Consider the following 12,840-nt stretch of genomic DNA (forward strand, 5'->3'; position numbering starts at 1 on the left):
CCCTACCTGGATAGCGCGAAACGCTGCGTCTGAAAAGCCCCTGCGGATGAAATCCAGGCTTTTTATGCGACAACGGCTGGCACTGCCTGGTGCCAGCCGTTGTGCGTTTTGCTTTTTTTGAGTACTGCTTTACTTTTTTTATGTACCGGTGCCGCCGGTATTTGCCCATGCAGGGCTTTGTCTCCTCACCTGCATGGGAAGAGATTCTGCACCAAGTGCGGGAATGCCACACTAGGGGAATGCCCTAAGACGGAGCATTCATTTACATATTCCATGCACCACAACAGTGCAATTTGACGACAAAGTTCTAAATATTGGGATTTTTTGGCCAAAAAGCCCGAATTGAGCCAAATTCAGAAATCCGTCCCATCCCGAAATATGACGCCCGCCACCGCACCATGCCCGGAATCGGGCGCGGCCCGCAATCGGGCCAGCCCTTCGCGCCCCGGATGCAAACCTGCGTATAAGAAGAAGGGAAAGGCGCCTGCGAAACCATAAGCCAGCTTTCAAAAGCACCCGCAGCCTCAAGAAGAACGCCCCAGACCCCAGAAAAATAGCCGCGCCGCCGCCGGGCCGCCCCAAGGCGGCGCAGCCCCCTCGGGGGGGCTGCAAGCGTGCGGAGCATGCGCAGCGTGGGGGTCCCCGCCCCGGGGGCTCTTTATTTTTTGTTTACACCCCCCTCCCCAACCTATATCCCATTTTTACCCCCTGCTCCGTAACCTGCCGGTGTCCTGATTGGTCACCTGGCCTGCCCGGCGCGCATCCGCTGTTGCCGCGCAGGCCCGTCGTTCGAAGGGAGCCGCGCTCCCGGGAGGAAAAACGTGGATGCCATCTATATCGCCGTCTTCGCCGTCATGGCCGGGCTGATTGCCGCCCTGCTGCGGTTCTGCGAAGCCCTGTCTACGGGAGAGCCGTCATGAACTGGCTCTATTGGATCAGCGGCCTGACCGCCGCGCTGCTGTTCGTGTATCTGCTGGTCGCCCTGTTCAAACCGGAGAAATTCTGATGACCGCCGAATTCGTCGGATTGCTGGTCCTGTACCTGGCAGTCCTGCTTGCGATTGCGCCCCTGCTCGGGCGCTACATCCGCATCGCCATGGAAAACGGGCAATCCCGGCTGACCGCCTGGGGCCGCCCGTTCGAGCGCGGCATCTACCGGCTTGCGGGCATCGACCCGCAAGCCGAGATGGGCTGGAAGCGCTACACCGTGGCCGTGCTGGCCTTCAACATCATCGGCATCCTGGTGGTTTACGGCCTGCAACGAGTCCAGGGCATGCTGCCGCTGAACCCGGCAGGGATGGGCGCCGTGACGCCGGACTCGGCCCTGAACACCGCCATCAGCTTTGTCAGCAATACGAACTGGCAGGGCTACGGCGGCGAAGCCACGATGAGCTACCTGACGCAGATGCTGGCGCTGACGGTGCAGAACTTCTTTTCGGCCGCCACCGGCATCGCCGTGCTGTTCGCGCTGATTCGCGGCTTGGCGCGCCACTGTTCCGCCACCGTCGGCAATTTCTGGACCGACATCATCCGCTGCACGCTGTATGTGCTGCTGCCGCTGTCCTTCGTGCTGGCACTGGCGCTGGTCAGCCAGGGCGTGATTCAGAACTTCAGCCCCTACCAGGACGTGCAGACCGTTGAAGCCCTGCACTATGACCAGCCGCGCGTGGACAGCCAGGGCCAGCCGGTGCTGGACGCCAACGGCCAGCCCGTGACCGCCCCCGCCGTCACGTCGACGCAAACGCTGGCGATGGGCCCGGTGGCCTCGCAAGAAGCCATCAAGCTGCTGGGCACCAATGGCGGCGGCTTCTTCAACGCCAACTCGGCGCATCCGTTCGAGAACGCGACGCCGCTGGCGAACTTCCTCGAGATGCTGGCCATCCTGATGATTCCCGCCTCGCTGTGCTTCGCCTTCGGCGAGATGGTGGGCAGCCGGCGCCAGGGCATCGCGATCCTGGCGGCGATGACCGTGCTGTTCGCGGTCTTCGCGCTGGGCACCGCCTACTTTGAACAGCAGCCCAACCCCATGGCGGCGCAGGCCGGCGCCGACAGCGCCATGACCGCGTTCTCGCCGGGCGGCAACATGGAAGGCAAGGAAACGCGCTTCGGCATCGCCGCCACGTCGCTCTTCGCCGTCATCACCACGGCCGCATCCTGCGGCGCGGTCAACGGCATGCACGATTCCCTGACCGCCATGGGCGGGCTGTCGCCGATGCTGCTGATGCAGTTGGGCGAAGTGGTCTACGGGGGCGTGGGGTCCGGCCTGTACGGCATGCTGGCCTTCGCCATCCTCGCGGTCTTCATCGCCGGCCTGATGATCGGCCGCACCCCGGAATACCTGGGCAAGAAGATCGAGGCGCACGACATGAAGATGGTGTCCATCGTCATCCTGGCCACGCCGCTGCTGGTGCTGGGCGGCACTGCGCTGGCCGTCTCCGTGTCGGCGGGCCAGGCCGGCGTGCTGAACCCCGGCATCCATGGCTTCTCGGAAATCCTCTACGCGCTGTCCTCGGCCGCCAACAACAACGGCAGTGCGTTCGCCGGGCTGTCCGCCAACACGCCCTTCTACAACGTGTTGCTGGGCATCGCCATGTGGTTCGGCCGCTTCGCCGTGATCGTCGCCGTGATGGCGATGGCCGGGTCGCTGGCGGCCAAGCGCCGGCTACCCGCCGGCCCCGGCAGCATGCCCACGACCGGCCCCCTCTTCGTGGTGCTGCTGATCGGCGCCGTGCTACTGGTGGGCGCCTTGACCTATGTGCCCGCCCTGGCCCTGGGCCCGGTCGCCGAACACCTGCAACCTTGAATGCAACACAACAGGCTAGGAAAGAAAATGGCCAAGATTGAAATGCCAACAACCAGCGCCGGCGGCGGTGCCGCCCGCGCGCCCGAAGCAGCCTCGCAAGACCGTCCTTTCGGCATGTGGTCGCGCTCGCTGGTCGGGCCCGCCGTGCTGGACAGCCTGCGCAAGCTCTCGCCCGCCGCGCAGTTGAAGAACCCCGTGATGTTCGTCGTCTACGTCGGCAGCATCCTGACGACGCTGTTGTGGGTCGTGGCCTTGCGCGGCCAGGCCGAAGCCCCCGCCGGCTTCATCCTGGCCATCTCCGTATGGCTGTGGTTCACGGTGCTGTTCGCCAACTTCGCCGAAGCCTTGGCCGAAGGTCGCGGCAAGCAGCAGGCGGCGACGTTGCGCGGCCTGCGCACCACCATCAACGCCCGGCTGCTGAAGAACTTCCGCGACGCGGACATCCGCGACGCGCAGCCCGGGCAATGGCGCGAGCAAGCTGTCAGCCAGCCCTCGGGCCTGCTGCGGCGCGACGACGTGGTGCTGGTCGAAGCGGGCGAGACCATCCCGGGCGACGGCCAGGTGATCGCGGGCGTCGCCTCGGTGGACGAAAGCGCCATCACTGGTGAATCCGCGCCCGTCATTCGCGAGTCCGGTGGCGACTTCTCGTCGGTCACGGGCGGAACGCGCGTGCTGTCCGACTGGATCTTCGTACGCATCGCGGCCGATCCCGGCGAGAGCTTCCTGGACCGCATGATCGCCATGGTGGAAGGCGCCAAGCGCCAGAAGACCCCGAACGAACTGGCGCTGACCATCCTGCTGGTCGGCCTGACCGTGGTGTTCCTGCTGGTGGTCGTGACGCTGATGCCGTTCTCGATCTACGCGGTCACCGCGGCCGGCGGCGGTTCAGCGGTCACGGTGACCGTGCTGGTGGCGCTGCTGGTGTGCCTGATCCCGACCACCATCGGCGGCCTGCTTTCGGCCATCGGCGTGGCAGGCATGAGCCGCATGATGAGCGCCAACGTCATCGCCACGTCGGGCCGCGCGGTGGAAGCCGCGGGCGACGTCGACGTGCTGCTGCTGGACAAGACCGGCACCATCACGTTCGGCAACCGCCAGGCTTCCACGTTCCTGCCCGCGCCGGGCGTGTCGCCGCGCGAACTGGCCGACGCGGCCCGCCTGGCCTCGCTGGCCGACGAAACGCCGGAAGGCCGCAGCATCGTGGCGTTGGCCGACAAGACCCTCCATGCGCCGGCGTCCGCCATGGCCGGCGTCGAATTCGTGCCCTTCACGGCGCAGTCGCGCATGAGCGGCGTGAACCTGGGCGACCGCCTGATCCGCAAGGGTGCGGTCGACGCCATCCAGGCCTGGCTGGCCGAGCAAGCAGCCACCGTGCCCGAACAGGTCGTACGCCTGGCCGAAGACGTGGCCCGCCGCGGCAGCACGCCGCTGATGGTCAGCGACGGCAACCGCGCGCTTGGCGTGGTGGAACTCAAGGACATCGTCAAGCCCGGCATCCAGTCGCGCTTCGCCGAGTTGCGCCGCATGGGCATCAAGACCGTGATGATCACGGGCGACAACAAGCTGACGGCAGCCTCCATCGCCGCCGAAGCCGGCGTGGACGACTTCCTGGCGGAAGCCACGCCCGAGGCCAAGCTGAAGCTGATCCGCGCCTATCAGGCCGAAGGCCGGCTGGTGGCGATGACCGGCGACGGCACCAACGACGCCCCCGCGCTGGCGCAGGCCGATGTGGCGGTGGCGATGAACTCGGGCACGCAGGCCGCGAAAGAGGCCGGCAACATGGTGGACCTGGACTCCAACCCCACCAAGCTGATCGAGATCGTCGAAATCGGCAAGCAAATGCTGATGACCCGCGGTGCGCTGACCACCTTCAGCGTGGCCAACGATGTGGCCAAGTACTTCGCCATCATCCCGGCCGCGTTCGCCACGGTCTATCCGCAGCTCAACGTGCTGAACATCATGGGCCTGGCCACGCCGGCCTCGGCCATCCTGTCGGCCGTGATCTTCAACGCGCTGATCATCGTCGTGCTGATCCCGCTGGCGCTCAAGGGCGTGCGCTACCGGCCGCTGGGCGCTTCCGTGCTGCTGCGACGCAACCTGCTCGTCTACGGCCTGGGCGGCCTGCTGGTGCCGTTCGTGGGCATCAAGCTGGTCGACATGGTGCTGGCCGCGCTGGGCTGGGCGTAGGCCCGGCCTCAAGCCCGACCGCTACACCATGCCCCACCCTGAAAAATAGGAATCCATCATGAAACACGCAACGCAATCTGCTCCCGCCCTGCCCCGCCCGGGCGGCATCCTGCGGCCGGCGCTGGTCGTCTTCGCCGCCTTGACCCTGGTGACCGGCCTGGCCTACCCCTTCCTGACGCGCGGCGTGGCCGCCGCCGTGTTCCCGCACGAAGCGGCGGGTTCGCTGATCAAACAGGGGGACAAGGTCGTCGGTTCGGAACTGATCGGCCAGTCTTTCACATCGCCGCAGTACTTCTGGGGCCGCCCTTCGGCCACCGCGCCGATGCCGTATAACGCGGCCGCTTCCGGCGGGTCGAACCTGGGTCCGCGCAACCCCGCGCTGGCCGAAGCCATCCAGGCCCGCATCGCGGCCCTGAAGGCGGCCGACCCGGAAAACCCCACGCCGGTGCCGGTGGACCTGATCACGGCGTCGGGCAGCGGCCTGGATCCGCACATCAGCCCGGCTGCGGCAAGCTACCAGGCGGCCCGGGTGGCCCGCGCCCGCCAGCTGCCGCGCGCGCAGGTCGACGCTTTGATCCAGGCCAATACCGAAAAGCCATGGCTGGGCGTGCTGGGCGACCCGGTCGTCAATGTGCTGATGCTGAACCTGGCGCTGGACCAATTGGGCACGGCGCGTTGATGACGCAGCGTATAGTATTGCCAGCTTTCCCCACCCCACCCTTGCGCGTTCATGGCTGACATTGCTGGCGAGCGTCCCGACCCCGACGCGCTCTTGAAGACCCTGGACGACGCCGCGCGCCAGGCGGTGCACGGCAAGCTGCGCGTGTACTTCGGGTCGTCGGCCGGCGTGGGCAAGACCTACGCCATGCTGGTCGCGGCACGGGCGCAGGCCGCGCAGGGGGTCAGCGTGCTGGCAGGCATCGTCGAGACCCATGGCCGCCGTGAAACCGCCAGCCTGCTGGACGGCCTGGCGGTCCTGCCGTTGAAGGAAGTTGCGTACCGCGGCCATGTCCTGAAGGAATTCGACCTGGACGGCGCCCTGGCGGCGCGGCCCGGCCTGGTGCTGGTGGACGAACTGGCGCACTCGAACGCGCCCGGCTCCCGCCACGCCAAGCGCTGGCAAGACATCCAGGAATTGCTGTCGGCCGGCATCGACGTCTGGACCACGCTGAACGTGCAGCATCTGGACAGCCTGAACGAAGCGGTGAGCAGCATCACCGGAGTGCGTGTCTGGGAAACCGTGCCGGACGAGGTGTTCGACGCCGCCGACGAGGTCATTCTGGTGGACCTGTCTGCCGACGAACTGCTGCGGCGGCTGAAGGAGGGCAAGGTCTACCTGCCCGAACAGGCCCGGCATGCCACCCGGAATTTCTTCCGCAAGGGCAATCTCATCGCCCTGCGCGAACTGGCGCTGCGCCGTACCGCCGACCACGTCGACGATGACGTCCAGGCCTACCGGCGCGACCGCGCCATCGAACCCGTCTGGCGCACCCGCGAGGCCGTGGTCGCCTGCGTCGGCCCGGACATCGACGCCGAATACGTCATTCGCAGCGCGCACCGGCTAAGCCAGCAGCTGGAATGCGACCTGCATGTCGTCACCATCGATACCCCGCGCGCGGCGCCCACGCCACAGGCCGAGCAAGACCGCATGCAGCGCAGCCTGGCCTTGGCGGATTCGCTGGGGGCCCGCACCGAAACCCTGGCAGGCGGCGACATGGTCGATGCCGTGGTGCGCTACGTGCGCCGGCACAACATCACCAAGGCCATCGTCGGCCGCACGCGCGCTACCGGCCTGCAACGCCTGCGCCTGTCGGTGTCGGCCCTGCTGACCGCGGCCATCACGCCGGGCTGGCTGTGGCGCCGGCACAGTTTCGCCGACATGCTGGCCGCCGGCTGCCCCGAAATCGACATCATCCGGCTGGGCGCCCCGCCGCTTCCGGCCAGCGCCGCCCCCGGCCGCAACCCCCTCACCCTGGCTCGCCGCGCCGGCCTGGGCGCCGATGAACGCAATGGCCGGCCGCTTGCCGGCTACGCCTGGGCGCTGTGCTATTGCGCGGCCGCCACTGGCCTGTCGATGCTGGCGTTTCCCGCGCTGCACCAGACCAACATCGTCATGCTGTTCCTGCTGGCGGTCATGGGCGTGGCGCTGCGTCACGGACGCGGTCCCGCCGCGCTGGCGTCCGTCGTCAGCGTGGGACTGTTCGATTTTTTCTTCGTGCAGCCGCTGGCCTCGTTCGCCGTTTCCGACGTGCAATACCTGCTGACCTTCGCCGTGCTGCTGACGGTGGGCCTGCTGATCGGGCAACTGACGGCCGGGCTGCGCCTGCAGGCGCAGGTGTCGGTCAAGCGCGAGGCCGATGCGCGCAGCCTGTACGAATTCGCGCGGGAGCTGTCGTCCGCGTTGCTGCCCGAGCAGATCGTGGCGTCGGCCGGCGCTTTCGTCCACGCCACCTTCGGCTCGCGGTGCGCGCTGTACATCCTGGGCCTGGACGACCGGCTGAAGCTGGCCTCGCCCGCTGCCGACGACATGCCGCCCCTGGAATCGGCGCTGGCCCAATGGGTCTATGACCATGGCCAGCCCGCGGGCGCAGGCACGCCAACGCTGTCCAACAGCGACCTGCTGTACCTGCCGTTGAAAGCGCCCATGCGCACGCGCGGCGTGCTGGCGTTGGCGGCACCGCGCCGCAGCCTGTTCACCCATCCGGATTCCCGGCGGCAGATCGAGGCCTACGCGACACTGATCGCCATTGCGCTGGAACGGCTGCATTACGTGGAAGTCGCGCAGCAAGCGCTGGTCAGCATGGAATCGGAGCGGCTGCGCAACTCGCTGTTGGCGGCCGTCTCGCACGACCTGCGCACGCCGTTGACCAGCCTGATCGGCATGACCGACACCTTGACCCGCCAACAGGCGGCGTTGCCCCTTGATGTGCAAGACACCGTGCGCGCCATGCGCGACCAGGCGCAGCGCATGCACGCGCTGGTCGTCAACCTGCTCGACATGGCGCGGCTGCAAAGCCGCGACACGCCGTTGCGCCTGGAATGGCAGTCCATCGAAGAACTGGTGGGCGCGTCGTTGGCCGCCATGCGCGAACCCCTGGCAGGCCACCACGTCGCCGTGGACAGCCTGTCGCAGTTGCCACTGGTGGAATGCGACGGCGTGCTGATCGAACGCGTGCTGTGCAACCTGCTTGAGAACGCGGCCAAATACACGCCTCCGGGCAGCACGCTGCGCATTCACGCCGCCGTGCACGAAGAAGAACTGCGCGTGGCCGTCAGCGACAACGGCCCCGGCGTGGCGCCAGGCGCCGAACGCCGCATCTTTGAAAAATTCACGCGTGGCGAACGCGAATCGGCCACGCCCGGCGTCGGATTGGGCCTAGCCGTTTGCGAAGCCATCATCTCGGCCCACCATGGCCGCATCTGGGTCGAACACACGCCGGGGCTGGCCTCTGGCGCGCAATTCGTCTTCAGCCTGCCGCTGGGCACGCCGCCCGCGATTCAACCCGAAACCCTTTGACCGGCCATCCGCATGTTCGACTACCAACCTACCGTCCTGATCATTGAAGATGACGCCAACATCCGGCGCTTCGTCCGCCAGGCGTTGGAAAGCGAGGGGTGCGCCGTGCACGAGGCCGACACCGTCAAGCGCGGCCTGATCGAAGCCGGCACCCGCCAACCCGATGCCATCGTGCTGGACCTGGGGCTGCCCGACGAAGACGGCATGACCCTGATCCGGGAACTGCGCGGCTGGACCGAAGTGCCCGTGCTGGTGCTGTCGGCCCGCAGCGCCGAAGCCGACAAGGTAGCCGCGCTGGACGCCGGCGCCGACGATTACCTGACCAAGCCGTTCGGCGTCAGCGAACTGCTGGCCCGGCTGCGCGTGCTGCTGCGCCGGCATGCGCGAGGCGGCGCAGGCAACGCGGCCGAGATCGCCTTTGGCGACGTGCGCGTCGACTTCTCCAAGCGCGTCGTCGAACGCGCCGGCCAGCACGTGCATCTGACCGCCATGGAATACCGCCTGCTTGCCGCGCTCTTGGCGCACCGCGGCAAGGTCATGACGCATCGCGAACTGCTGCGCGAGGTCTGGGGCCCCTCCCACGTGGAAAGCAACCACTACCTGCGGATCTACATGGGCCATCTGCGCCAGAAGCTCGAAGCCGATCCTGCCCAGCCCGTCTACCTGTTGACCGAAATCGGCGTGGGCTACCGCTTCGCGGGCTGAATTCCGCGCCATCCGTGCCGCGTTGGCGCGTGGTACATGGTACGTCGCATCACAGGCCCTCACGCGGCCTCACGCGGCCTTTACACGGCCGATATGCGGATGGCGCGAGTCTTGTCTCGGGCTTTATGCCGATCCTCCTATTGTTGCGATCCCGTTCAACAACCGGAGCATCCCATGTCCCGCCATCCCCTGGCCGCGCTGCTTTTATTGACCCTGGGCGCCACCGCTCACGCCAGCGACACGCCGGCCGCCACGGCCCCCGCCACCGCCGCCTCCGCCTCCGCCTCCGACCTCAGCCTGAGCGCCAACGTCACGCTGGCCAGCCAGTACCGCTACCGCGGCCTGATGCAGTCGAACAACAAGCCCGCCATCCAGGGCGGCTTCGACCTGGCGCACGCCAGCGGCTTCTACCTGGGCAACTGGAATTCCAGTATCAGCTGGCTTGGCGACACCAACAGCGAGGTCTCCGCGCCCGTGGAAATGGACTTCTACGGCGGCTACAAGGGCAACCTGACCGACAACGTGCCCGTCGACCTGGGCGTCTTGCAGTACTACTATCCCGGCGACTACCCGTCCGGCTACACCAGCCCCGATACCACCGAGCTATACGCCGGCATTGGCTATGGCCCGGTGATGTTCAAGTACTCCATTGCCCTGACCAATCTGTTTGGTTTCGCCGACAGCAAGTACAGCCAGTATTTCGACCTTTCCGGCAATATCGACACCGGCGTCTGGGGCCTCGTGGTCAACGCGCATGTGGGCCGCCAGGTCGTGCGCAACGTCGACAACGGCACCTACACCGATTGGAAGCTCGGTCTGACCAAGGACTTCGGCCAGGGCCTGTCGGTCTCGCTGGCCTACCTTGACACCAATGCGGACCGCGCCGTCTACACCAACACACGCGGACGCGACATGGGCCGCGCGACCGGCCTGCTGTCAATGACCAAGACCTTCTGAACAGCCCGGGGCGTTGACGCGTTTTTTACGCGCCGCGCCTGCTTTTATCGGCAGGATTTACGGTGCGGTTCCTATAGTGGAATCGTCATCAACCAACCGGAACCGCGGATCGCGCCTTACCGCGCACCGCCCGCCTCACCGCCATGATTCCCCGACTGGATCGCCGCAGCCACGTTTCCCCCGACCATTCCCCGGCCGCTTCCCTGCCCTTGGCGCCCTTGCCGCAGTCCGACAGGGTGGCCCTGACAGTCAGGATCGACACGCTGGACGCCTTGAAGGTCCGCCTGGCGCTGCATCGAGAACTGGGCGACCGCATCGGCGTATACCTGCTATCGGTGGACCACGCCCATGCCCAGAGCGTCCTGCAACTGCAATGCGCCCGAGGCGAACTCGATGGCTTGATGCAAGCGATCATGCGCGGCCTGCCCCAAGCAGAATTCGGCCCGGTGCGCCCCGCGTCCGCAGTCACGGTGCAATAAGCCATGGACATGCCAGCCAAAACGGTTTTCGACGGCATCTGGTTGCCGATGATCACGCCACTGCGTGGCGGCTATGTGGACCTGGACGCCGCGCAGGCGCTGGCCCGCTACTACCGCAATGCCGGCATCGCGGGCCTGGTCCTGTTCGGCTCCACCGGCGAGGGCAATCTACTGAGCCTGTCGGAGAAGACCGACATGATCGAGGCCATCGCCAGCGACCCGCATGCGTTGCCGCTGGTGTTCGGCGCGGGCGGCGTCGATACGCGCGGTGTCGCCACCGCCATCCGCCGGCTGGACAAGTACGCGCCCGCCGGCTATCTGGTGCCACCGCCCTATTATCTGGGCCCGTCGCAGCCCGGCATTCTCTGGCACTACCGTCAGATCGCCTGGGCCACCGAACGCCCGATCATCCTGTACAACATCCCCAAGCGGACGGGCGTCACCATGACCGTCGAAACCATGGAGACGCTGGCGCTCTTGCCCAACTTCACGGCCGTCAAGGAATGCAATCCGTCGGTACTGGCCACCTTGAACGCGCGCGGCAAGCTGCACGCGCTATGCGGCGAAGACCTGGCGCTGCTGGACCACTGGCTGGCCGGCGGCCGCGGCGCCATCCCGGCCGCGGCGCATCTGTATCCCGAACGCTACGTCGAAGTCATGCAGCTGGCGCGCGACGGCCATGCCGAGGCCGCGCGTGAACTGTTCGAGCCCTTGCGCGGCCTGATCCGATTGCTGTTCGCCGAACCCAACCCCGCGCCGCTCAAGCGCGCCCTGTCGTTGCAGGGGCTGATCGCCGACGAGCTGCGCATGCCCATGATGCCGGCAAGCCGGGAACTCACCTCGCGGCTGCAACGCGCCATGAGTGCCGTCCAGGCGTCGCCCAGCCGGCTGCAGACCGCTTAACCAGACCGCTTAACCCGGGTGCGAGACCGGGGCCTGGTCGGCCCCGACGGCACGCGGCAAACGAGGCGTCGTCAACGCGATCAAGGTCACGACGATGAGCGAATAGTTGGGCACGCTGCGCATGTTGCGGAACATCATCTCGGTCAGGCTGAAGGCGCAAAAGCCCAGACAGAACAGCAGCCCCAGTTGCGCCCCCACGCGGATCACCCGGTCGTCGCTGGCCAGCCGCCGGAAGAAGATGGCCGCCGGCAACAGGTATAGCGTCAGGATACTGATCAGGCCCAGCAGCCCGTAACCGGACAACGCGGCCAGCAGATCGTTGTGGGGTTCGCCGAATCCCTCCACCACTTCCTCGGTCACGACGCCCTGGCTTTGCAGTTGCAGCAGCTCCTCGCGGAACTTGCTGGGGCCGATGCCGACGATAGGGCTTTTCTGGAACATCAGCGTCGACGCGTGCCATAGCTGCAACCGGATGCCGAACGACGTGTCGCGGTTGGCCGACGTCGCAAAGCCGTCAACGTCTTTCGCGATTTCATGCATGCGGCTGCTGAATGTCCAAATGGCGGCAGCGCTTGCAGCAAGCGCCGCACAGACCGCCAGCGCGCAATACACCTTGTGGCGGCGCTTCCAATTGCGCAGGCCAAGCAAGAAGACCAGCCCAAGAATGGGCAATAGCATCCAGCTGCTACGCGTCTCGGACTCCCAGGTCGCGACAATGCTCAACACCACCGCCAACAGCTTCACACCCGTCTCGACACGCGGCCAACGCGTGCTCGCGCCCCACCCCAAGGTCAGCAGGGTCATCGCACCAAACAGCAACGTCATATTCGCGAACGCCACCGCGTTGTAACGCCCGCCCACATCGATCACGCCTCCGCGCCCTAGCTTCGCCATGGTCACGATCAACAGCACAGAGCCCGCAAACGTGCCCACGACGATGCTCCACTGCACCAGCTTGAGCCGGTGCTGAGGCGCACGCAGCAAGAGCCAGAGCACCGGAATTGCAAGCGCAAACCGCAGCAGCTTTTCCAGTTCGGAATTACTCCACACTCCTCGGACGAGGAATGTGACGAACATACAGGCCAGTGGCAGCAATAGCGCCAGCGCCATCGGCCATAAGGCTTTGAAGTCCATCGGTTCGTAGTGCTTTACGGCATTGACGGCCAGCGCGATCAGGGCGAGTCCCCCCGCCAGATAGACAACGGCGGGGCCCCCCACGGGACTGGTCAATGCCAGCGCGGGAACCAGCAACACAAGCCAGGTGGCCAGGGATACATACAATCGGGGCAC

10 protein-coding genes are annotated in these 12,840 nt (G+C 66.4%); 9 read left to right on the forward strand and 1 reads right to left on the reverse strand.

The window, feature by feature from the left end; genetic code table 11:
• The first annotated feature begins 916 nt into the window (after positions 1-916).
• The 9 genes from kdpF to CQ050_RS02870 all read left to right on the forward strand — a co-directional run bounded on the left by kdpF (position 917) and on the right by CQ050_RS02870 (position 11,550).
• Positions 917-1,006, forward strand: a complete 90-nt coding sequence (gene kdpF / locus CQ050_RS02830; RefSeq protein ID WP_039882847.1) for a K(+)-transporting ATPase subunit F — start codon at positions 917-919, stop codon at positions 1,004-1,006.
• Positions 1,006-2,802 carry a potassium-transporting ATPase subunit KdpA gene (gene kdpA, locus CQ050_RS02835; protein ID WP_105555302.1) on the forward strand — a complete coding sequence of 599 codons (1,797 nt, stop codon included), beginning with the start codon at positions 1,006-1,008 and terminating at the stop codon, positions 2,800-2,802. Before kdpF ends, kdpA begins: the two co-directional genes overlap by 1 nt.
• A gap of 27 nt (positions 2,803-2,829) precedes the next feature.
• On the forward strand, positions 2,830-4,989 hold the full coding sequence (gene kdpB / locus CQ050_RS02840; protein WP_105555303.1) for a potassium-transporting ATPase subunit KdpB: 2,160 nt from the start codon (positions 2,830-2,832) through the stop codon (positions 4,987-4,989).
• A gap of 58 nt (positions 4,990-5,047) precedes the next feature.
• On the forward strand, positions 5,048-5,668 hold the full coding sequence (gene kdpC / locus CQ050_RS02845; RefSeq protein WP_105555304.1) for a potassium-transporting ATPase subunit KdpC: 621 nt from the start codon (positions 5,048-5,050) through the stop codon (positions 5,666-5,668).
• A gap of 51 nt (positions 5,669-5,719) precedes the next feature.
• Positions 5,720-8,506, forward strand: a complete 2,787-nt coding sequence (locus CQ050_RS02850; RefSeq protein ID WP_105555305.1) for a sensor histidine kinase KdpD — start codon at positions 5,720-5,722, stop codon at positions 8,504-8,506.
• A gap of 12 nt (positions 8,507-8,518) precedes the next feature.
• A complete protein-coding gene (gene kdpE / locus CQ050_RS02855) occupies positions 8,519-9,211 on the forward strand; it encodes a two-component system response regulator KdpE (protein ID WP_105555306.1) in 693 nt (230 codons plus the stop codon).
• 174 nt (positions 9,212-9,385) lie between these two features.
• Positions 9,386-10,168, forward strand: a complete 783-nt coding sequence (locus CQ050_RS02860) for a TorF family putative porin (protein WP_105555307.1) — start codon at positions 9,386-9,388, stop codon at positions 10,166-10,168.
• Between the two features lie 143 nt (positions 10,169-10,311).
• A complete protein-coding gene (locus CQ050_RS02865; protein ID WP_233213777.1) occupies positions 10,312-10,647 on the forward strand; it encodes a hypothetical protein in 336 nt (111 codons plus the stop codon).
• A 9-nt stretch (positions 10,648-10,656) separates the two neighbouring features.
• Positions 10,657-11,550 carry a 4-hydroxy-tetrahydrodipicolinate synthase gene (locus CQ050_RS02870; RefSeq protein ID WP_233213778.1) on the forward strand — a complete coding sequence of 298 codons (894 nt, stop codon included), beginning with the start codon at positions 10,657-10,659 and terminating at the stop codon, positions 11,548-11,550.
• A 9-nt stretch (positions 11,551-11,559) separates the two neighbouring features.
• On the opposite strand, the gene CQ050_RS02875 is transcribed toward CQ050_RS02870, so the two are convergent.
• On the reverse strand, positions 11,560-12,840 hold the full coding sequence (locus tag CQ050_RS02875; protein WP_369868243.1) for an O-antigen ligase family protein: 1,281 nt from the start codon (positions 12,838-12,840) through the stop codon (positions 11,560-11,562).

Source organism: Achromobacter sp. MYb9, assembly GCF_002975275.1.
Taxonomy (GTDB): Bacteria; Pseudomonadota; Gammaproteobacteria; order Burkholderiales; family Burkholderiaceae_B; genus Achromobacter.

Excerpts from the sequence above, each read along its gene's own strand:
- kdpF (WP_039882847.1), top strand. The coding sequence starts at position 917 with ATGAACTGGCTCTATTGGATCAGCGGCCTGACCGCCGCGCTGCTGTTC.
- kdpC (WP_105555304.1), top strand. The coding sequence starts at position 5,048 with ATGAAACACGCAACGCAATCTGCTCCCGCCCTGCCCCGCCCGGGCGGC.
- kdpA (WP_105555302.1), top strand. The coding sequence starts at position 1,006 with ATGACCGCCGAATTCGTCGGATTGCTGGTCCTGTACCTGGCAGTCCTG.
- kdpB (WP_105555303.1), top strand. The coding sequence starts at position 2,830 with ATGGCCAAGATTGAAATGCCAACAACCAGCGCCGGCGGCGGTGCCGCC.
- CQ050_RS02860 (WP_105555307.1), top strand. The coding sequence starts at position 9,386 with ATGTCCCGCCATCCCCTGGCCGCGCTGCTTTTATTGACCCTGGGCGCC.
- CQ050_RS02870 (WP_233213778.1), top strand. The coding sequence starts at position 10,657 with ATGCCAGCCAAAACGGTTTTCGACGGCATCTGGTTGCCGATGATCACG.
- kdpE (WP_105555306.1), top strand. The coding sequence starts at position 8,519 with ATGTTCGACTACCAACCTACCGTCCTGATCATTGAAGATGACGCCAAC.
- CQ050_RS02850 (WP_105555305.1), top strand. The coding sequence starts at position 5,720 with ATGGCTGACATTGCTGGCGAGCGTCCCGACCCCGACGCGCTCTTGAAG.
- CQ050_RS02865 (WP_233213777.1), top strand. The coding sequence starts at position 10,312 with ATGATTCCCCGACTGGATCGCCGCAGCCACGTTTCCCCCGACCATTCC.